The organism is Lysobacter claricitrinus (genome assembly GCF_045866565.1).
GTDB classification, from domain to species: Bacteria; Pseudomonadota; Gammaproteobacteria; order Xanthomonadales; family Xanthomonadaceae; genus Cognatilysobacter; species Cognatilysobacter claricitrinus.
Genome location: NZ_BAAFZV010000002.1, coordinates 1,291,073 through 1,310,096 on the forward strand (window position 1 = coordinate 1,291,073; position 19,024 = coordinate 1,310,096).

At 67.7% G+C, this 19,024-nt stretch carries 19 protein-coding genes and 1 pseudogene; 15 read left to right on the forward strand and 5 right to left on the reverse strand.

What is annotated here, in order from left to right; all coding sequences use genetic code 11:
• Positions 1-89: 89 nt before the first annotated feature.
• Positions 90-575: a CHRD domain-containing protein gene (locus ACKTTN_RS10820; RefSeq protein WP_407909843.1), complete on the reverse strand. Its 486-nt coding sequence runs from the start codon at positions 573-575 to the stop codon at positions 90-92.
• A 195-nt stretch (positions 576-770) separates the two neighbouring features.
• Between ACKTTN_RS10820 and ACKTTN_RS10825 the strand changes: the two genes are divergently transcribed.
• From ACKTTN_RS10825 to ACKTTN_RS10835, 3 genes are read left to right on the forward strand one after another with little or no spacing between them, the layout of a single operon-like run.
• The gene (locus ACKTTN_RS10825; protein WP_407909844.1) at positions 771-1,334 is read left to right on the forward strand and encodes a DUF1439 domain-containing protein; all 564 of its coding nucleotides are present in this window, start codon (positions 771-773) and stop codon (positions 1,332-1,334) included.
• Positions 1,303-2,058 carry a hypothetical protein gene (locus tag ACKTTN_RS10830; RefSeq protein WP_407909845.1) on the forward strand — a complete coding sequence of 252 codons (756 nt, stop codon included), beginning with the start codon at positions 1,303-1,305 and terminating at the stop codon, positions 2,056-2,058. The genes ACKTTN_RS10825 and ACKTTN_RS10830 overlap by 32 nt, the downstream gene beginning before the upstream one ends.
• 8 nt (positions 2,059-2,066) lie before the next feature.
• Entirely contained in the window at positions 2,067-2,510 is a 444-nt protein-coding gene (locus tag ACKTTN_RS10835) for a putative toxin-antitoxin system toxin component, PIN family (protein WP_407909846.1), read from the forward strand.
• On the opposite strand, the gene ACKTTN_RS10840 is transcribed toward ACKTTN_RS10835, so the two are convergent.
• Both ACKTTN_RS10840 and ACKTTN_RS10845 read right to left on the reverse strand, forming a co-directional pair.
• Positions 2,492-4,765: a DUF5916 domain-containing protein gene (locus ACKTTN_RS10840; RefSeq protein ID WP_407909847.1), complete on the reverse strand. Its 2,274-nt coding sequence runs from the start codon at positions 4,763-4,765 to the stop codon at positions 2,492-2,494. The genes ACKTTN_RS10835 and ACKTTN_RS10840 overlap by 19 nt on opposite strands.
• Positions 4,766-5,026: 261 nt before the next feature.
• Positions 5,027-5,491 (reverse strand): annotated as a pseudogene (locus ACKTTN_RS10845) (SET domain-containing protein); the annotation flags it as partial.
• Between the two features lie 164 nt (positions 5,492-5,655).
• Here ACKTTN_RS10845 and ACKTTN_RS10850 point away from each other — a divergent pair.
• The 10 genes from ACKTTN_RS10850 to ACKTTN_RS10895 all read left to right on the forward strand — a co-directional run bounded on the left by ACKTTN_RS10850 (position 5,656) and on the right by ACKTTN_RS10895 (position 15,809).
• Positions 5,656-6,111, forward strand: coding sequence for an SUF system Fe-S cluster assembly regulator (locus ACKTTN_RS10850; protein ID WP_407909848.1), 456 nt, complete (start codon positions 5,656-5,658; stop codon positions 6,109-6,111).
• Between the two features lie 7 nt (positions 6,112-6,118).
• On the forward strand, positions 6,119-7,567 hold the full coding sequence (gene sufB, locus ACKTTN_RS10855) for a Fe-S cluster assembly protein SufB (RefSeq protein WP_407909849.1): 1,449 nt from the start codon (positions 6,119-6,121) through the stop codon (positions 7,565-7,567).
• A gap of 178 nt (positions 7,568-7,745) precedes the next feature.
• Positions 7,746-8,510, forward strand: coding sequence for a Fe-S cluster assembly ATPase SufC (sufC, locus tag ACKTTN_RS10860; protein ID WP_407909850.1), 765 nt, complete (start codon positions 7,746-7,748; stop codon positions 8,508-8,510).
• Position 8,511: 1 nt separating this feature from the next.
• Positions 8,512-9,804 (forward strand): Fe-S cluster assembly protein SufD, encoded by a 1,293-nt coding sequence (sufD, locus tag ACKTTN_RS10865; RefSeq protein ID WP_407909851.1) that lies wholly within the window; start codon positions 8,512-8,514, stop codon positions 9,802-9,804.
• Positions 9,801-11,039, forward strand: coding sequence for a cysteine desulfurase (locus ACKTTN_RS10870; RefSeq protein WP_407909852.1), 1,239 nt, complete (start codon positions 9,801-9,803; stop codon positions 11,037-11,039). Before sufD ends, ACKTTN_RS10870 begins: the two co-directional genes overlap by 4 nt.
• A 4-nt stretch (positions 11,040-11,043) precedes the next feature.
• Entirely contained in the window at positions 11,044-11,598 is a 555-nt protein-coding gene (locus ACKTTN_RS10875) for a GNAT family N-acetyltransferase (protein WP_407909853.1), read from the forward strand.
• A gap of 2 nt (positions 11,599-11,600) precedes the next feature.
• Positions 11,601-11,921 (forward strand): Rieske (2Fe-2S) protein, encoded by a 321-nt coding sequence (locus ACKTTN_RS10880; RefSeq protein WP_407909854.1) that lies wholly within the window; start codon positions 11,601-11,603, stop codon positions 11,919-11,921.
• A 148-nt stretch (positions 11,922-12,069) separates the two neighbouring features.
• Positions 12,070-14,394, forward strand: coding sequence for a catecholate siderophore receptor Fiu (locus ACKTTN_RS10885; RefSeq protein WP_407909855.1), 2,325 nt, complete (start codon positions 12,070-12,072; stop codon positions 14,392-14,394).
• Positions 14,395-14,396: 2 nt separating this feature from the next.
• Positions 14,397-15,089, forward strand: coding sequence for a Fe2+-dependent dioxygenase (locus tag ACKTTN_RS10890; RefSeq protein ID WP_407909856.1), 693 nt, complete (start codon positions 14,397-14,399; stop codon positions 15,087-15,089).
• Positions 15,090-15,158: 69 nt separating this feature from the next.
• Positions 15,159-15,809: a PepSY-associated TM helix domain-containing protein gene (locus ACKTTN_RS10895; protein ID WP_407909857.1), complete on the forward strand. Its 651-nt coding sequence runs from the start codon at positions 15,159-15,161 to the stop codon at positions 15,807-15,809.
• A gap of 9 nt (positions 15,810-15,818) precedes the next feature.
• On the opposite strand, the gene ACKTTN_RS10900 is transcribed toward ACKTTN_RS10895, so the two are convergent.
• A complete protein-coding gene (locus tag ACKTTN_RS10900) occupies positions 15,819-16,451 on the reverse strand; it encodes a HutD/Ves family protein (protein WP_407909858.1) in 633 nt (210 codons plus the stop codon).
• 167 nt (positions 16,452-16,618) lie between these two features.
• On the reverse strand, positions 16,619-16,912 hold the full coding sequence (locus ACKTTN_RS10905) for a ComEA family DNA-binding protein (RefSeq protein ID WP_407910071.1): 294 nt from the start codon (positions 16,910-16,912) through the stop codon (positions 16,619-16,621).
• A gap of 261 nt (positions 16,913-17,173) precedes the next feature.
• On the opposite strand from ACKTTN_RS10905, the gene ACKTTN_RS10910 reads away from it, so the two are divergent.
• Together ACKTTN_RS10910 and ACKTTN_RS10915 are read left to right on the forward strand one after the other, a co-directional pair.
• The gene (locus ACKTTN_RS10910; RefSeq protein ID WP_407909859.1) at positions 17,174-18,664 is read left to right on the forward strand and encodes a M20 family metallopeptidase; all 1,491 of its coding nucleotides are present in this window, start codon (positions 17,174-17,176) and stop codon (positions 18,662-18,664) included.
• Between the two features lie 104 nt (positions 18,665-18,768).
• A complete protein-coding gene (locus ACKTTN_RS10915; RefSeq protein WP_407909860.1) occupies positions 18,769-19,023 on the forward strand; it encodes a GlsB/YeaQ/YmgE family stress response membrane protein in 255 nt (84 codons plus the stop codon).
• The last annotated feature ends 1 nt before the right edge of the window (position 19,024 follow it).

Genomic DNA, 19,024 nt, shown 5'->3' on the forward strand with positions numbered 1-19,024 from the left:
GGCGCATCCTCGGGTCGGCGCTCTCAATGCATCCTGAACCCGGCGGACGCGGCGTTAACCGCTCAGCCCGCGTTTACACGGCGTCGACATCAGGGGCCGTTGGTGGTCGACCCCAGCGTGCGCGGCTGCACGGAAAGCTCGGCGCGCATCAGGCCGTCCGGGTGCTCGTTGGTCCGCAGCACGAGGTAGCCCTGGCCGTCGCGGATCTGCTGCGCGATCGCCGGTGTCACCGAGGCCGTGCCGCCGATGATGCGGGCGTCCTGGCCGTCGACCACGACGTCGAGGCGCGCGACCTGCCCCGTGCTTTCGCCCGACGTGCCGGTGTGCAACGTCACCGACGTCGCGCGTTCCGTCAGGCCCGACACCACCATGTCGACGCGCACGTTGTTGCTGTCGTCCAGCGTGACGCGCGCTTCGCCTGAAGGCGGATGCACATCGGCTTCCGGCGCACGCACCGGTGCGAAGCGCCCCTGCATGTGGACGACCTGCTGCACGGGTTGCACGGGCTGCGCGAACCCGACGGGCGCGGTCGAGAGCAGCGCGATGAGGACGAGGGCGGCGGTGGTCGGTCGCATGGCGGCGGTTCCGGAGCAGACGCTTCCGGATAGGGCGTCGGCCGCCATGGCGGCGTGAAAACCGAGTCGCACCAGCCCGGCGTCGGCGTGGCTCGGACGAATGGGCGAAGCGACCGCTGCGCACGCAACGACAGACAGTGACCCCGCGTTCACCACGCGCGGCAGAAGGTGCGGCGGTCAGACGTGGAGACCGCCATGCGCCGAGCTGTTCCCGCCCTCGTGTTTGCTGCCTCGGCAGCGTTGTTCCTGACGACGGCGTGCTCGACGGTCGGTGCGTTGCTGGGGTCGGACACGCTCACGTTCTCGCAGCAGCAGATCCAGCAGAAGCTGGTGAAGAAGTTCCCGCGCGACTACGACAAACTCGGCGGGCTGGTCACGATCACGCTGATGAATCCGCGCCTGTCGATTCCACCGGGCGATCGCCGCCTTCGGGTCGACTTCGACGTCGCCGCGGCCGCACTCGGCCATGCCAGCCGCACACCGGACGGCTCGTTCACGCTGACGAGTGCACTGCGCTACGATCCGGCGACGCGCGGCCTGCATCTGTTCGAGCCGCGCATCGAGAGTGTCGAGGTCGCCTCGCTCGGTGGTCGCATGGGCGACACGCTGCGCAGCGCGCTCAACGACTGGCTGTCGGACTGGGCGCAAAAGGAACCTGTCTACCAGTTCGACGATTCGCTGATCGGGCGCCTCGGCGCGCGTCGCGTCGAGGGGACGAAGATTCAGGATGGGCAGGTGGTCGTACAACTCGGCGAGTGATCGTCGATCGATGCGCGTCGCGTTGGCGACGCTTCTCTCCGTCGCGCTCGCCGCGTGCGGCCACGATGCGGCGTCGAACGCGGGCACCACCGTGCCGCCCGTCGCCGATGACGATGCACTCGCTGGCACGCTGCCGACACCGGCCGCGACGCCGGGCAGCGCGGTGACCGCCATGCCGACGCAACCGCCGCCCCCGGGTGCCGCGGTGGTTGCCGAAACTCCGGCCGCCGCGCTGCCCACCGACGCGACCGCGGCGACCCCGACCGACGTTGCGACCGATCCGAACGCGTTGCCCGCACCCGTCGACGCGGGGACGACCGACGCGGCGCCGGCGCCGAACGCGGCATCGGCCGCACCGACCGACACCACCGCGCCCGCCCCTGCACCACCACCTGTCAGCGCTGCCGACGCCAGCGCGGCGGCGTCGGTGGTCAACCAGTACATGGCGGCTCTCGGCGCGAATGCGCCCGCGCGCGCCCAGGGACTGTGGTCGACCACGCCGAACGACTCCGCGGTGCTGCAACTCGCGCGCGGCACGACGTTCAACGTGGGTGTAGGCGCGCCTTCGGCGGACGCCGGCGGACATGTGACCGTGCCGGTCGATGTGCGCGGCACGGCCGACGATGGCGGCGACCGCCACGTGCAGGTCACCTACACGCTGCAACGCACCCAAGCCGGCGCATGGCGGATCCTGTCCGCCAACGTGCGCGACGCCGCGCCCTGATCGACGCGATGCCCCGTGTCGCCACCTTCGTGCTCGACACGAACGCGTGGCTGGATCTTCTGGTGTTCGGCGATACCGCGTTATCGGGTTTCACCGATTCCGTCGTAGCCGGCGAAGTACGCGTCGTGATCGACGGGCGCGCATTCGCTGAACTCGAACGCGTCCTGCGCTACGACACCGTGCGCATCGACGAGGCCACCGCGGCATCGTGCGTGGCGACGGTGCGTGCACTTGCACAATCAATCCCGGTGCCGGCGATGGCGTTGCCGAAATGCCGCGACCCCGACGACCAGATGTTCCTCGAGATCGCCGTCTGTTCGAACGCCGACGCCCTGCTTACGCGTGACGCGGAACTGCTGCGCATGGCGCGGCGGATGGCGCGCGACCACGGCCTCGCGATCGTCGCGCCCGCTGCGTGGCGCGACGTCGTCGCTCAGATGTCGAAGCGGTAGGCCAGCTTCACCAGCAACTGCTCGCTGTCGCGCAGGTCGAACGCATCCTTGAGCCGCCCTGCTGCGTCGACGTCGCCCATCGTCGGTTCCTCGAACAGGCCACCGCCGCGGACGTAGGCGATGTAGAGGTTCGACAGCGGCGCCAGTTCGTAGCGATAGCGGACCTGAAACCCCAGGTTGCTCAGGCCGAACGGCTGGTGGCGCGTCGCCACCGGTAGCGGCGTTCCGTCGCCCCCGAGGTCGTATGTCTGCGGCGAACGCGCGTCCAGGCCGATCGCTTCGAGCCGTACGCGCAGCTCCTGCTTGTTGCTGATCAGCCAGGTGACGCCGGCCGCGAAGAAGATCTGGTCGACCTGGTAGGTCGCGAGCGATGGCGTTCCGCTCGCGTCGCCGCGCCACAGCAGCAGGCCCGGATCGTGCTTGAGCTCCATCGCGAGGCCAACGTTTGCGTTGTCGCTGATGTAGTACGTGGGCTCGACGTCGAGCGAGATCGAGCCGTGGTCCCAGCCGCCCAGGCTTTCCGCGGCGTAGCGCGAATTCCAGTAGAAGCCCCACGGCCCGCGACGCGGAATGCCGCGCTCGTAGAACAGGTAGAGCTTGGACGGCATGCGCACGTTGCCATGGCCGCGCGTCACCAGGTCGTCGTAGCCGGGCGTGAAGCTCGCGACTTCGAAGAACTCGTTGCCGCCGTCGCGCATCTCGCTGGTGCGGTTGACCGACCACGCGTCGGCGATCTTGACGCCGTGATCGTTCGCGCGATGCGACACCGCGCCACGCCATTGGTGGCTGGCATAGCTCGATTCCTTCGGCAGGTCGGTGAAACGACGCGAGATCTCGTAACGGCCGTAGTTGAAGTTGTTGCGCTCGAGGTAGCCGAAATCGTTGAGCTGCAGGTGATCGCCCAGGTGCAGCAGGTAGAGCTGCTGGCGCCAGCCTTCGCCGAGATCCTGGTCGAACTTCATCTGTGCGCCGGTATCACGGATCGACTGGCCCGCCTGGTCGACATCGGAGCCGACCACGGTCGTTCGCAGCGACATGCTGTCCGACGGCGTCCAGCGATGATCGACCTCGCCGACATTGGCCGTGCGATCGAGGAACGGTCGATCCACGCGCGTCACCATCGCGCCGAAGCCCTGCGTCTGCAGGTCCTTTGTAGCGCGCAGCGCATAGAAGTCGCGACCAACCTCGTCCGCCTCGGTAGCGGCGAACAGGCCATAGTTCACGCCCCCTGCGCTGCCGTTGACCTTGACGGCGGCGGTGACGTCGCCCGCACCCAGTCCGTCGTCGCGCGTGCCGCCGACGCGTCGCGTGTACAGCAGGCGGTTCGCGGTGTTGAGCGAGCCGAACGGCACGTCGAAGAAGCTCTGGTTCTCGGTGAAGAACGGGCGCTTGTCACTGAAGAACGTTTCGATCGCGGTGAAGTTCACGACCAGCTGGTCGCTTTCGACCTGGCCGAAGTCCGGGTTCAACGTCGCCGATAGCTGGAACTTGCCGCTGGGCTTCCAGAAGACGTCCGCGCCGGTGTCGAAATCCGCCTTGTGCGCGACGTTGTCGTACACGCCGACGACGTAAGGCGTAATCGCGAGCAGCGCCTCGCTGTACTTCGGCACGTCGACCTTCTCGAACACCGACAGGAAGCGCGGTTCGGTAAAGCTCACCGCCGGCCACGACGCGCGTTCGCCGGTCGATCCGATCACGCGGTCGAGCACGATGCCGATCCGGCGCGTATCGCCCTCCGCGTCGCGCATCGGCGCGGTGTACCAGGGAATCAGCATCTCGGCCGACCAGCCTTCGGCGTCCTCGCTGACCGCGTGTTTCCAGTTGCCATCCCAGTCCGTGCTGAACTGGTTTTCGCTGGTGATCACCGCGTCGATGATGCTGTCGGACAGCAACACCGTGAAGTTGTAGCCGGTGCGGCCGTCACCATCGAAATCGACGTAGAGGTTCACGCGATCGAATGGCCCGCCCTGGTCGCGCTGCGCGCGCTCGCGACGACGCGTCACGCTCGCCGGCTGCGTGTTGCGGAACGCGATCGCGAGGCCTTCCGGCGTCGCCTTGAACCAGGCCTCGGTGGGCTGCGAGGCCGGCTGGCGCGAGAGCGGCTGGGTCTGACGGAAATCGGTGACGTGGCGTGCGTCGGCCCATTCGGCAGGATCGACATGGCCATCGATCTTCACTTCGGTCGCGGCGAACGCGATCGATGGCAGCGATGCAAGGACGGCGAGCGCCAGCGCGGCGCGGGGCAAGGCGGACATTGAAGGAATCCGGTGCGGCGCGCGGACGGGCCTGGAGGTGCCCGCAGACTAGTCGGCCGCCCGGAGGCGGCCGACTGTCATAGGTCATGGCGTCGCGATGGCCTGAGCGGGCATCCGCACGCGTTACGCGCGCTTGCGGGCGCCCGTGCCGCGCCGGCTGCTGCCGGTGGAACCACGCGTGGCCTGCTTCGTCGCCGCCTTCGATCGGCCGCTCGAGGCGGGCTTGGCCTTGGACTTCGGCTTCGCTTCCGGCTTCGGCTTGCGCTTGGGCTGCAGCATCGTGCCGGTGCAGTTCTTCGCGCCGCACAGGCAGGCCCAGATTTTCTTCATGCGCGGCGTGTGCGCCTCGCCGAGGGTGATGCCGTAGTTGTACGTCAGCTCCTCGCCCGGCTTGATCGCCTTCTTCGCCTCGATGAACACGCGATCCTTGGTGCGGTCGTCGCCGTCGGCTTCCTCGATCACCGAGTCGCAGTTGGGCGAGCAGCTGTGGTTGATCCAGCGCGCGACGCTGCCACGGCGGGCGCCATCGATCACGTAGTCGTCGTTGAGCGTGAAGAGGAACGTGTGGCCGGAATCGGCGGAGCCGTCGTCGCTGTTATCGACGTCGTCGTGCGTGCGGCGCTCTCCGCGGTATTCGATGATGCGCTCGCCCTTGGCGATCGGCGCGATGGCGAACACGCCGGTGCCGTGGATGGCGGAGCGGCGGGCGACGACCTTGCTGGGCATGCGGTGGACCGGATGAAGGGGAGCCGCATTCTGCCGTGCCCGCAGGCTGCGGTCACCACATGCCGCGCGCCGCTGAACCGCCCAAGCGGCCGAATTGGCGCGGGCCGGCGCTAAATCGTACAATTCCGGTCCCGATTCGAAACCGCCTGGACGAGGCCCCGCGCATGCTCCGGGTCACCAAGCTCACCGACTACGCGACCGTCGTGCTCACGGTCCTCGCGGCCGCGCGCAGTGAAGTGCTGAGCGCGACCGAGATCGCCGAGCGCGCCGGCTTGGAATCGACCACGGTCAGCAAGGTGCTCAAGCCGCTTGCGCAGGCCGCTCTGGTCGAAGGCTTCCGCGGCGCGCACGGCGGCTATCGACTCGCCCGCCCGGCGCGCGACGTCTCGCTCATCGAAGTGATCGAGGCGATGGAAGGCCCGCTCGCCGTCACCGAATGCAGCGTGCATGACAGCCAGTGCGGCATCGAATCGTCCTGCGGGATACGCCGCAACTGGCGGCGCATCAACGACGTCATCGCGCAGTCGCTGCGCGGCGTCACGCTGCAGGACATGCTCGAGCCCGAAGCCGATGCGGGCGCCTCGCGCCGTCGCATCGACCTTCGCCTCGCGAACGCCTGAGAGACCCATGACCGACCAGATCGCCAACGCCGAGATCCACCAGCAGCTCGGTCGACGCTACGAAGCCGGCTTCGTCACCGACATCGAGTCGGACACGTTCCCGGCCGGCCTGAACGAGGACATCGTCCGCGCCATCTCGGCCAAGAAGGACGAGCCCGAGTGGATGACCGAGTGGCGCGTCGCTGCGTACCACCACTGGCTGACGATGACCGAGCCGCACTGGGCGAAGCTCGACATCGCGCCGATCGACTTCCAGGCGCTGAGCTACTACTCCGCGCCGAAGGGCCCGAAGTACAAGTCGCTTGATGAAGTGCCGAAGGAACTGCTCGATACCTACGACAAGCTCGGCGTGCCGCTGCACGAGCGCGCGAAACTCGCCGGCGTGGCCGTCGACGCGGTGTTCGACTCGGTGTCGGTCGGCACCACGTTCCGCAAGGAGCTGGCCGAGAAGGGCGTGATCTTCTGCTCGATGTCCGAAGCCGTCCGCGAGCATCCCAACCTCGTGCGTCAGTACCTCGGCAGCGTCGTTCCGACCGGCGACAACTACTTCGCCGCGCTCAACTCCGCCGTGTTCTCCGATGGCAGCTTCGTCTTCATCCCAAAGGGCGTGCGTTGCCCGATGGAGCTGTCGACCTACTTCCGCATCAACGCGAGCGAGACCGGCCAGTTCGAGCGCACGCTCATCGTCTGCGAGGACGGCGCGTACGTCAGCTACCTCGAAGGCTGCACCGCGCCGATGCGCGACGAAAACCAGCTGCATGCCGCCGTCGTCGAGCTCGTCGCGCTGGAAGGCGCGGAGATCAAGTACAGCACCGTGCAGAACTGGTACCCCGGCGACGAGAACGGCGTCGGCGGCATCTATAACTTCGTGACCAAGCGCGGCGAGTGCCGCGGCGCGAAGAGCAAGATCAGCTGGACGCAGGTCGAGACCGGTTCGGCGATCACCTGGAAGTATCCGAGCTGCGTGCTGCTGGGCGACGACTCGGTCGGCGAGTTCTATTCGGTCGCGCTGACGCATCACCGCCAGCAGGCCGACACCGGCACCAAGATGATCCACGTCGGCAAGCGCACCAAGAGCAAGATCATCAGCAAGGGCATCAGCGCGGGCCGCGGGCAGAACACGTATCGCGGGCTGGTGCGCGTCGAACGCACCGCCGACGACGCGCGCAACTACACGCAGTGCGACTCGCTGCTGATCGGCAAGAAGTGCGGCGCGCACACCTTCCCGTACATCGAAGTCCGGCATCCGGGCGCGAAGGTCGAGCACGAGGCGACGACGTCCAAGATCAGCGACGACCAGATGTTCTATTGCCGGTCGCGCGGCATTTCGGAAGAGGACGCGGTGTCGATGATCGTCGACGGCTTCTGCAAGTCGGTGTTCAAGGAGCTGCCGATGGAGTTCGCCGTCGAGGCGAAGAAGCTGCTCGAAGTAAGCCTTGAAGGAAGCGTTGGGTGAGTGGCCGCGCCTAGCTGATGCCACCGAGGCATCAGCTGCGGCCACGAACACCCCGCCGCAAGGCCGGGCCGGGCCGGACGGAACGCCAACTGCCAGGCGCCCACAGCCTGTCGAAACAAGCCGCAAGCGACGAACCCTCGCGCTACGGACTGCAACAGAATTCCTGGAAAACGAAACGATGCTGAAGATCGAAAACCTCCATGTCCGCGTCGCTGGCAAGGACATCCTGAAGGGCCTCACACTGGACGTCGCAGCCGGCCAGGTCCACGCGATCATGGGCCCCAACGGCGCGGGCAAGTCCACGCTCGGCAACGTGCTTGCGGGTCGCGAAGGCTATGAGGTCGTCGACGGCACCATCGAGTTCGACGGCCGGGACCTGCTCGCGCTCGAACCCGAGGAACGCGCCGCAGCCGGTGTGTTCCTCGCGTTCCAGTACCCGGTGGAAATCCCCGGTGTGAACAATACCTATTTCCTGCGCGCCGCACTCAACGCACAGCGCAAGGCGCGTGGCGAGGAAGAACTCGATTCGATGCAGTTTCTCAAGCGCGTGCGCGAGAAGCTCGCGGTTCTGCACCTGAAGGACGAGCTGCTGCATCGCGGCGTCAATGAAGGTTTTTCCGGCGGCGAGAAGAAGCGCAACGAGATCTTCCAGCTCGCGCTTCTCGAACCCAAGCTCGCGATCCTCGACGAAACAGACTCGGGCCTCGACATCGACGCACTCAAGGCGGTCGCCGACGGCGTCAACGCGCAGCGGTCGCCGGATCGCGCCTTCCTCGTGATCACCCACTACCAGCGCCTGCTCGACTACATCCGCCCCGACGTCGTGCACGTGCTGGCCGACGGCCGCATCGTCGAGACCGGCGGACCCGAGCTCGCGCTGGAACTCGAGCAGCACGGTTATTCGTGGGTGAAAGACCGCATCGCCCCGGGAGCCGCGGCCTGACATGAGCGCCCTGCTGGACTCCCTCACTGCCGCGTTCGACACGCTGCCGCTGCGCGACGCAGGCGGCCTTGAAGCCGCGCGTCGCGATGCGCTCGACGCGCTGCGTCGCGACGGCCTGCCGGGCCCGCGCGTGGAAGCCTGGAAGTACACCAGCCTGCGCCCGCTGGAGCGCCGCACGTTCGCCGCGGCAAACGAGGCACTCGCGTTCGATGGGGCATGGGTCGCGACGATCCCCTCGCCGCGCATCGCGTTCGTCAACGGCCGGTTCGCGTCGGAACTCAGTGATCTTTCATCGCTCGCCAGCGGTATCGCCGTCGAATCGCTGTCATCCGTGCTGGCACGCGGCGACGCGCGCGAATGCAACATCCTCGGTCGTCGCTTCGACCGCGCGGACGAACCCTTCGCCCGGCTCAACGCCGCGCTCGCAGTCGACGGCGCGATTGTTCGGGTCGACGCCGGCGTCCACGTGGCGCGACCGCTGCATGTCGTCTCGATCGGCGCCCCGGCCGCCACCGACGTCGCATCTCATGTGCGGCACCTGTTCGACCTGCACGAAGGCGCACGCCTCGAAATCGTCGAACACGCGATCGCCGCGGCGCCGCACGCCAACCTCGCGACGTCGGTGACGCATGCGCACCTGAAGCCGGGTGCGCATCTCCTGCACGCACGCCTGCAGGCGGAAAGCGACGCGGCGCATCTGTTCTCGCGCACCGATGCCGTGCTCGCACGCGACGCCGTCTATCGCCGCCTGGATCTCGAACTCGGCGCCGGCATGTCGCGGCACGAACTGAACATCGCACTGCACGGGGAACGCGCCCGCGCCGACGCCAACGGCGTGCTGCTCGGCAGCGGTCGCCGCCATCTCGATACGCGTCTCGGGCTCGACCATGTGGGCCGCGACAGTCAATGCGAGCTCACGTGGCGCGGCCTCGCCAGCGGTCGCTCCCGCGTGGCCTTCCATGGCGGGATCCTCATACGCGAAGGCGCCGACGGCACGCAGGCGTCGCTGTCGAACAAGAACCTGTTGCTGTCGGACGCCGCGGAAATCGATTCGCAGCCGGTGCTCGTCATCCATGCGGACGAGGTGCAGGCCGCGCACGGCGCGACGGTGGGCCAGCTCGATCCGACGTCCCTGTTCTATCTGCAATCGCGCGGAATTCCCGCGGCCGAAGCGCGCGCACTGCTCACCGCCGCGTTCTGCCGCGAGACGCTCGCCGTCCTCGACGATGGCGCTACGCGCGACCTGCTGGCCGCGCGTCTCGACGCCGCACTCGCCAGGGTCGAAACGCCATGAACGCGTCCGCCGCGCCGCTCGCTGTCGACTGGGCGCGTGTCCGCGCCGACTTCCCGCTGCTGCAGCGCGAAGTGCACGGCAAGCCGCTCGTCTATCTGGACTCCGCCAACACCTCGCAGAAGCCCGCGCAGGTGATCGACGCGGTCGACACGTTCTATCGCCTGCACAACGCGAATGTCAGTCGCGCCGTGCACGCGCTCGGCTCCGAGGCGACCGACGCCTACGAAGGCTCGCGCCGTCGCCTCGCCGGCTTCCTCAACGTGCGGCCCGACGATCTCGTGCTGTGCAGCGGCACGACGTTCGCGATCAATCTCGTCGCCTACAGCTGGGCACTTCCGCGCCTGAAGGCCGGCGACGCCATCGTGCTCACGCGCATGGAGCATCACGCCAACATCGTGCCGTGGCAGATCGTCGCGCAGCGCACGGGCGCGGTGATCAAGGTCGCGGAGATCGACGAGCGCGGCGAGCTCGACCTCGACGCGCTGTACGCGCTGCTGACTCCGGAAGTGAAACTGCTCGGACTGACGCACGTCTCGAACGTGCTCGGTACCGTGAACCCGGTGCGCGAGATCTGTCGCGAGGCGCACCGCCGCGGCATCGTCACGGTGGTCGACGGCTCGCAGGCCGCGCCGCATCGCTCGCTTGATATCGCGTCGATCGGCTGCGACTTCTACGCGATCACCGGCCACAAGATGGTGGGCCCGACCGGCACCGGCGCATTGTGGGCCAAGCGCGAGCACCTGCAGGCGATGCCGCCGTTCCTGGGCGGTGGCGAGATGATCCGCGAGGTGCGTTTCGAAGGCACGGTCTACAACGATCCGCCCCATCGTTTCGAGGCCGGCACACCGAATATCGCGGGTTTCGTCGGGCTCGGCGCGGCCGTCGACTACGTGTCGACCATCGGAATGACCGCGATCGAGGCGCGCGAGAAGGAATTGCTCGCGCACGCCACGGAAGCACTGTCGACGATCGACGGCCTGCGCATCTTCGGCCAGGCACGCGAGAAGGCGGCGGTGATCAGCTTCCTAGTCGAAGGCGCGCACGCGCATGATCTCGCCACGCTGCTCGACCTCGAAGGCGTCGCGGTGCGCTCCGGCCACCACTGCGCGCACCCGCTGATGCACCATTTCGGCGTCCCGGCGACATGTCGTGCGTCGCTCGCGTTCTACAACACGCACGACGAGATCGATGCCTTCGTCGCCGCCCTCCAGAAAGTCCGCCGCCTTCTTGCGTGATCCGATGACCGACCTCCGCTTTCGCAATGCCACGCCCCGCGACGTCGATGTGATCGTCGCGCTCGTCGAATCCGCCTATCGAGGCGACGCCAGCCGCGTGGGCTGGACGACCGAGGCGGACCTTCTCGATGGCCAGCGAACCGACGCCGACGACGTACGCGCAAGCATCGCGCGGCCCGGCAGCGTGATCCTGCTGGCGATCGACGCAGCCACCGGCGAACCGGTCGCCTGTGCGCACGTCGCGCAGGAGGACGGCAACGGTTACTTCGGCATGTTTTCCGTGCGGCCCACGCTGCAGGGCGGTGGCGTTGGCAAGCAGCTGCTTGCGCGTGCCGAACGGCTGGTCTTCAACCATTGGCGCCTACCGGCGATGTGCATGACCGTGATCGACGTGCGCGCCGAGCTCATCGCGTTCTACGAGCGCCGCGGCTACGTGCGCACCGGCGTCAAGAAGCCCTTCCCTTACGGCGACGAGCGCTTCGGCCAACCGCGACGTGACGACCTGCGTTTCGAGGTTCTCGAAAAGCGGGCGCCCACTCGCGCAGTCTCTCGCGCCTGAGCATGGACGGCTGGGCACGCGTCGGCACCACCGCCGAGATCCTGCCGGGCGAGCACCGAGTGGTCTGGGATGGCGACACGCCGATCCTGGTGGTGAACCTCGAGGGCGACTTCTACGCCCTGCTCGACCAGTGCACGCACGAGGACTTCGAACTCTCGGCCGGCCCGATCGAGGCCGACGAAGGCGTCGTCGAATGCACCCTGCACGGCGCGCGCTTCGACCTGCGTAGCGGCCGCGCCCTCTGCGGACCGGCGTACCTGCCGGTCGCGAAGTTCCCTGTCGAGGTCGTCGACGGCGTGGTCTGGACCCGCGACGACCGCTGAAGCCGCGGCGTCGCCGAGCGACTGGACGAACGCGTCACCCAACGACGCTTAATTTGTAATTGCGAATCATTCTTAATTGCGTTTCAATAGCGCCACGGCCGGTCGCCCCGCGGCGCCACGGCTGCCCCTTCCTATTCAGCCGGATCCCATGAGCCCCATCAGGAGTCGCAAGCACGCCACGCGCCCGGAAGCGCACCTCGCTCGCTCTATCGGCGCATCGCTGGTCGCAGGTCTCGCCCTCGGCGCGTCGTTCAGCGCGATCGCCGCCGACGCTTCCGCGGACGACAAGGAGACGCTCGATCGAGTGAAGGTCTACGGCGCGCGCACCAAGCGCTATGCCGGCGAGTCGAGCTCGGCGAAATTCACGCAGACGCTGGTCGACACGACGCAGACGGTCAACGTGATCGGCAACGACCTGTTCAACGAGCAGGGCGCGACGTCGCTGACCGACGCGCTGCGCAACAGCCCGGGCGTTGGCACCTTCTACGCCGGCGAGAACGGCAACACGAGCACGGGCGACGCGATCTATCTGCGCGGGTTCGACACGTCCGGAAACATTTTCGTCGATGGCGTGCGCGATCTTGGCGCGGTCAGCCGCGATGTCTTCAACATCGACCAGATCGAAGTGACGAAGGGCCCGGCTGGCACGGATACGGGCCGCAGCTCGCCCACCGGGTCGATCAACCTCGTGACCAAGCGCGCCAATCTGCGCGATGCCAAGAGCGCGTCGCTGTCGATCGGCAGCGACAGCCAGCTGCGCGGCGTCGCCGACATCAACCATCGCCTGGGCGAAGGCACCGCGCTGCGCGTGAACCTGATGGCGCAGGACAGCGACGTCCCGGGACGCGACCGCGTCAACAACAGTCGCTGGGGCGTCGGGGCGTCGCTCGGCTTCGGGCTCGACGGCCCGACGCGCACGCATCTCGACGTGTTGCACGTAAAGCAGGACAACATTCCCGATGGCTGGGTGCCGACCATCGGCCTGCCCGGCTATTCGTCGCCGGATCCGACGCGCCCGTTCCTTTCGAGCGCTGCGCCCGTCGATTCGACGAACTTCTACGGCACTGCGTCGGACTTCGACCACGTCACAGCCGACATGGCGACGCTGCGGGTCGAGCACATGACCGACGGCGGCGCGCAGCTGCGCAACATCACGCGCTGGGGCCGCACGTCGCAGGAGTACATGCTGACGTCGTTCACCGCCACGGCGGCGAACCTCAAGACGCCAAACCCGGCCGATCCGTCGACGTGGACGCTGGCGCGCAGCAATCCGACGTTCAAGGACCAGGCCAATTCCATCGTCACCAACCAGACCAGCCTGGTGATGCATTTCGGCGACGGCTTCCTGCGGCAGGACCTGAGCACGGGCTTGGAGTTTGTCCACGAGACGCTCAACCAACGCGGCGTTGCACCGCGGGCCGGCACGGCGTGGCCTGCCGCGAATCTGTACAACCCCGATCCGAACGTCACCGGCCTGATCGCGGACCGCAACGGTGCGGACAGCCACGGCCGCGTGAACACGGTGGCGGCGTACGCGTTCGACACGATCAGCTTCGGCACGCAGTGGCAGATCAACGGCGGCTTGCGCGTCGATCGCTACGAAAGCAAGTATCGTAATGCGCGGGCGTGCATCGCGGTCACGACACCCACGTCGAGCGCACCGCAGTGCAACGGCGCGGCACTCGGCACGGTGCTTCCTTACCTCGACACGACCGATTCGGACACGCTGCTCAACTGGAAGATCGGCGCGCTCTACAAGCCGACCGCGGGTTCCAGCGTGTACGCGAACTACGCGTTGTCGTACCAGCCGCCGGGCGGCTCCACGCTCGAGCTCAGCGGCGCGAGCAACAGCGCGAACAATCCGGGTTACGAGCCACAGAAGGCGACGACCGCGGAAGTCGGCGCGAAGTGGAACCTGTCCGACGACGCGCTGCTGTTGACCGCCGCGCTGTACGACACGCGCATCGAGAACGAGGTGGTGCTGGATCCCTCCGTCAACGCCTACTACCAGAATGGCGAGAAGCGCGTCCGCGGCATCGAGTTGAGCGCGGTCGGCCAGATCACCAGCAAGTGGTGGGTATCGACCGGCTTCACGACCATGGACAGCAAAGTCACCGCGGGTCCGCACGTCACCGCCGACGGCTCGCAGCAACTGGCGTACACCCCCAAGCACGCCTTCACCGCATGGACGACCTATCGCTTCGACAACGGCCTGACGCTCGGCGGCGGCGCGCGTTATACGGGTGAGATGAAGCGCGGCACCGATGCCGCGATCGGCACGCCGGCGTTCACCGAGGCCTACTGGGTGTTCGATGCGGTAGCCACCTATGCGTTCAACGATGCGGTCGACGTTCGCTTGAACCTCTACAACCTTGCCGACAGCGACTACGTTGCCGCGATCAACAAGAGCGGTTATCGCTATACCCCCGGCCAGCCGCGTTCCGCGCTGCTGACCTTCAACGTGAGGTTCTGACGATGCTGCTGCACGTCCCTGGCGTTCTCGACGGCGCGACGCTCGCGGAAATCCGCCGCGTACTCGGCGATGCCGACTGGTCCGATGGTCGCACGACCGTCGGACCGCAGGGCGCGCAGGTCAAGCGCAATGAACAGCTGCCGGACACATCACCGCTGCGAGAACGGCTTTCGGCAGTCGTAGTCGATGCGGTGTCGCGCAGCCCGCTGTTCCACGCGGCAACGCTCCCCGCGCGCGTGTTTCCGCCGCGTTTCAACCGCTATCGCGGCGGCGGCGAATACGGCTTCCACGTCGACGGTTCGGTGATGGCGGTCGACGCGACGGCGAACACGCCGGCGCAGCAGATCCGTAGTGACGTCTCGTGCACCCTGTTCCTCAACGAGCCTGATGACTACGACGGCGGCGAGCTGATCATCAGCGACACCTACGGCGAGCACGAGGTGAAGCTGCCGGCGGGCGATCTCATCGTCTATCCGTCGAGCAGCCTGCACCGGGTCGCGCCGGTCACGCGCGGCGAGCGGTTGGCGTCGTTCTTCTGGGTGCAGAGCCTGGTGCGCGACGACGGACAACGCCGAACGCTGTTCGAGCTCGATGCGTCGATCCAGGCACTGACGGAAACCGGCGCCGACCGCGAACCGCTGGTACGTCTCACCGGCGTCTATCACAACCTGCTTCGTCGCTGGGCCGAGACCTGACGACAGCGCGCGATCTTGACCCTTCGCGGCGCACGGATGACGCCCATCTTCAATGACGATCCGACCTCAATGACCCCGACGACTTCCAAGCCGCGCTCCGCCTCCCGCAACACCGTCTACCGCTGGGTGCGACAGATCCACCTGTGGGTCGGCGCGTGGGGTGCGCTCGCCGCCCTGCTGTTCGGCTTCACCGGCCTGTTCCTCGCCAATCGCATGGGCGACAGCGCGCTGCCGCAGGGCAAATCGAGCGAGACCGGCACGCTGACGATCGAAGTTCCGGCGGACGCACGCGCAAACCCGAAATCACTCGCGGCGTGGTTGCGAACGGCGTATCACCTCGACGCGACCAGCATGCGCGGCGGCAAGCCAGAAGGCGGGCGCGTCGAGGGTCGCGACGTGAACCAGCCGGCCAAGTGGTCGCTGTCGGGCGGCAGCGCGCGCCATTCCTGGACGTTCGAGTACGTGCCGGGCAACGCGACGGCGGAGCTCAAGCGCAGCGAGCAGTCGCCGCTGGCCGCGCTGCTCCGCCTGCACAAGGGTGTGGGCGGCGGTCTGTTCTGGCGCGTTCTGCAGACCAGCTTCGCGATCGGCATGGTGCTGCTCGGCGTGTCGGGCATCTGGATGTGGGCGCGTGGCCGCACGATGAAGCAGATGGCGCTGAGCGTGATGGGACTAGCAACCTTGGTATTCGTCGCGGCGCTCGGCCTGGCGCTGGCTTAACTGGCGCGGTCAGGCGTCGCTTTCGAGCGACAGCCCCGCGCCGGTCGAACCGTCTATCGGCATGAGGCGGATCAGCAGTGCTTCGCCCGCGCCGTCGAGCACGTGGCGCAGGCGCGCATCGCCGGCCTGGAGGATCGCGGTGTCGGCCATCGCGAGGTCTGGCAGTCCGCTGCCGTCGGCGAAGCGCGTGTGCCCGGCGAGCTGGTGCACGATCCATGTCGAGTCCGGCTCCGCGAACACCACCATCGCGCCCACCAGTGGTCGACGCCACAGCTCGGCGGTGTAGCGATCGCGTCGCCACATCAGGTTGAAGTCATGCGTCGGGCCGTCGACGAGTTCGCCGTGCACGGCAAGCTCACCGGCGAAACGATGACGCCCGTGCGGCGGCAGCACCTCGGCTACTTCGCCGTCGTCGAATTGCAGCCTGACGCCCTCGCCCGCGAGCAGCACCAGCTCGCGGTCGATGCCTGCGAACGTGGAGAACGGGCCGTCGGCGGTGATCTCCGCGATCGACAGGCGCCAGTCCCAGTCCGCGTCATCAGACGCCGGCTCGGCGTGGATTTCACGCGTCCAGCCCGTGCCGTTGCGCCAACGCGTGCGGCGGTATTCGTACGAAGGAATGACGCGGGATCGGGCGGGCATGGGACGTCCGTGCGACGGGCCTCGCCAGTATGCCGACGGAGCCCGCACGCACGGAACCGCCGGCGGGCTCCCTGCCCGCCGACGGTATACGCCCCTGTCGGGGTCCATCCCCGGATGTCAGGCGTCCGTGCCTGCCGGCCGTCTTTCCCTGCGACCGGTGTAGCGGATCAGCGCTGCAGGCTGGCGGCGCGCGACGGCACGCGGCTGGCGGTCGCCGGGCGGGCCGGGACACTGCCGAGCACGATGCGGTCGCGGTTCTTCTCGATGGTCTTGAGGCCGATGCCCTTCACCAGCGCGAGCTGGTCGATGGTGCGGAACGGGCCGTTGGTCTTGCGGTAGGCGACGATCTCCTGCGCCTTCGCCGGGCCCACATTGACCAGCACGCGATCGAGCGTCGCGGCGTCGGCGGTGTTGATGTTCACGCGCTCGACGGCCGGGGCGGCGGCGCGGGCCGGCGGCATCGGAGTGGCGGCGGCTGCCGTGCTGGCGAGGGCGAGCGAGAGTGCGAGGGTCTGGAAGAGGCGGGCAAGCTTCATGACGTAATCCCTGTCGGTAAGTGGCCGTGTCGGCCGGTGAGGACAGTCTCCCGGTGCCGCCCCATCCGGCCGATCGGCCGTCTGCCCGGCGGGGTGCGGGATTCTCCGTACCGTGGGGTAGGAAAAGTCCGATCCGCGCCGGGCGCTAGAATGGTCGACCGCTTTTTCCCCTCCCCCGAGGCCCCCATGGACGCCCGTCGCGTCGAAGCATTCGTGTCGAAGAAGTGGGACGACGAAATCGTCCCGCAGCTGGTCGACTACATCCGCATTCCCTGCAAGTCGCCCATGTTCGACGCCGATTGGGCCGCCCACGGCTACATCGACCAGGCCATCGCGCTGATGGAGCGCTGGGCCCGCGCGCAGAACATCGACGGCATGCACCTCGAGGTCATCCGCCTGGAAGGCCGCACGCCGCTGATCTATGTCGACGTGCCGGCGGCGAACGGCGGCAGCGACGAAGATCCGATCCTGCTCTACGGCCACATGGACAAGCAGCCCGAGATGACGGGCTGGGACGACGACCTCGGCCCGTGGACGCCCGTCATCAAGGGCGATCGCCTGTACGGCCGCGGTGGCGCCGACGACGGCTACGCGATCTTCGGTTCGCTCACCGCCGTGATGGCGCTGCGCGAGCAGGGCCTGCCGCATTCGCGTTGCGTGATCCTGATCGAGGCCTGCGAAGAGTCCGGCAGCTACGACCTGCCCGCCTACGTCGACCACCTCGCCCCCCGCATCGGCAAGCCATCGCTGGTCGTCTGCCTGGACTCGGGCTGCGGCAACTACGACCAGCTGTGGTGCACGACGTCGCTGCGCGGCCTCGCCGGCGGCAACCTCACCGTGCGCGTGCTGCACGAAGGCGTGCATTCGGGCGACGCGTCGGGCGTGGTCCCGTCCAGCTTCCGCATCCTGCGCGACCTGCTGTCGCGCATCGAGGACGAAGACACCGGTCGCATCCTCATCGAGGACATGCATGTCGAAGTGCCGGCCGAACGCCTGGCGCAGGCCAGGGAAGCCGCACGCGTTCTCGATACCGCGGTGTTCGACAAGTTCCCGTTCCTCGACGGCATGACGCCGATGGCGGACGACCTCACCGAACTCGTGCTCAACCGCACATGGCGCCCGGCGCTGTCGGTGACCGGCGTCGACGGCATGCCGGCGCTGTCGTCGGCCGGCAACGTGCTGCGCCCCTTCACCGCGGTGAAGCTGTCGCTGCGTCTTCCGCCCACGCTGGACGGCAAGCGCGCGGGCGAGCTGCTCGAAAAGGCGCTCACCGAGAATCCGCCGTACGGCGCGCACGTGTCGCTGGAACTCGAGAAGGCCAGCACGGGCTGGAACGCGCCGGCGATGTCGGAGTGGCTCGGTCGCGCGATCGACGAATCCAGCCGCGCGTATTTCAGCCAGCCCGCGATGTACATGGGCGAAGGCGGCAGCATTCCGTTCATGGGCATGCTCGGCGAGAAGTTCCCGGGCGCGCAGTTCATGATCACCGGCGTGCTGGGCCCGCACAGCAACGCACACGGCCCGAACGAGTTCCTGCACATCCCGATGGGCAAGCGCGTCACCGCCTGCGTGTCGCACGTAATCCACGAGCATCACCTCGCCTCGCAGCGCGGCGAGACGACCGGTGTCGCGGCGGTCGCCGGCGGCGAAGACCGCGGTAACCACGGCTGCTGCTGATCGACCGAATGCCGATCGTCGCGCAATGTTGCGGCGATCGGTTTCCTGCACGCGGCGCCGACGCGGCGGCAGGGACGATCGACGTTCCTGACGGAGGCGATGTCATGTTCCACGGCTTCTGGGGTTACCTGATCGGCGGCGCGATCATCGGCGTGCTCGCGCGCTTCCTGAAGCCGGGCCCGGACCCGATGGGCCTGATCATGACCATCCTGATCGGTGCCGCAGGTGCAGCGATCGGTGGCATGGTGGCCGGACGCGGCGCGATCGCCTGGATCGTCGCCATCGTCAGCGCGATCGTGCTGATCGCGATCTACCAGCGCATCACCGGACGCAAGGCGCGCGATCGCATCGCGCGCTGAC

Coding starts and splice junctions, on each gene's coding strand:
- ACKTTN_RS10820 (WP_407909843.1), bottom strand. CDS start 575: ATGCGACCGACCACCGCCGCCCTCGTCCTCATCGCGCTGCTCTCGACC.
- ACKTTN_RS10825 (WP_407909844.1), top strand. CDS start 771: ATGCGCCGAGCTGTTCCCGCCCTCGTGTTTGCTGCCTCGGCAGCGTTG.
- ACKTTN_RS10830 (WP_407909845.1), top strand. CDS start 1,303: ATGGGCAGGTGGTCGTACAACTCGGCGAGTGATCGTCGATCGATGCGC.
- ACKTTN_RS10835 (WP_407909846.1), top strand. CDS start 2,067: ATGCCCCGTGTCGCCACCTTCGTGCTCGACACGAACGCGTGGCTGGAT.
- ACKTTN_RS10840 (WP_407909847.1), bottom strand. CDS start 4,765: ATGTCCGCCTTGCCCCGCGCCGCGCTGGCGCTCGCCGTCCTTGCATCG.
- ACKTTN_RS10850 (WP_407909848.1), top strand. CDS start 5,656: ATGCTCCGGGTCACCAAGCTCACCGACTACGCGACCGTCGTGCTCACG.
- sufB (WP_407909849.1), top strand. CDS start 6,119: ATGACCGACCAGATCGCCAACGCCGAGATCCACCAGCAGCTCGGTCGA.
- sufC (WP_407909850.1), top strand. CDS start 7,746: ATGCTGAAGATCGAAAACCTCCATGTCCGCGTCGCTGGCAAGGACATC.
- sufD (WP_407909851.1), top strand. CDS start 8,512: ATGAGCGCCCTGCTGGACTCCCTCACTGCCGCGTTCGACACGCTGCCG.
- ACKTTN_RS10870 (WP_407909852.1), top strand. CDS start 9,801: ATGAACGCGTCCGCCGCGCCGCTCGCTGTCGACTGGGCGCGTGTCCGC.
- ACKTTN_RS10875 (WP_407909853.1), top strand. CDS start 11,044: ATGACCGACCTCCGCTTTCGCAATGCCACGCCCCGCGACGTCGATGTG.
- ACKTTN_RS10880 (WP_407909854.1), top strand. CDS start 11,601: ATGGACGGCTGGGCACGCGTCGGCACCACCGCCGAGATCCTGCCGGGC.
- ACKTTN_RS10885 (WP_407909855.1), top strand. CDS start 12,070: ATGAGCCCCATCAGGAGTCGCAAGCACGCCACGCGCCCGGAAGCGCAC.
- ACKTTN_RS10890 (WP_407909856.1), top strand. CDS start 14,397: ATGCTGCTGCACGTCCCTGGCGTTCTCGACGGCGCGACGCTCGCGGAA.
- ACKTTN_RS10895 (WP_407909857.1), top strand. CDS start 15,159: ATGACCCCGACGACTTCCAAGCCGCGCTCCGCCTCCCGCAACACCGTC.
- ACKTTN_RS10900 (WP_407909858.1), bottom strand. CDS start 16,451: ATGCCCGCCCGATCCCGCGTCATTCCTTCGTACGAATACCGCCGCACG.
- ACKTTN_RS10905 (WP_407910071.1), bottom strand. CDS start 16,912: ATGCCGCCGGCCCGCGCCGCCGCCCCGGCCGTCGAGCGCGTGAACATC.
- ACKTTN_RS10910 (WP_407909859.1), top strand. CDS start 17,174: ATGGACGCCCGTCGCGTCGAAGCATTCGTGTCGAAGAAGTGGGACGAC.
- ACKTTN_RS10915 (WP_407909860.1), top strand. CDS start 18,769: ATGTTCCACGGCTTCTGGGGTTACCTGATCGGCGGCGCGATCATCGGC.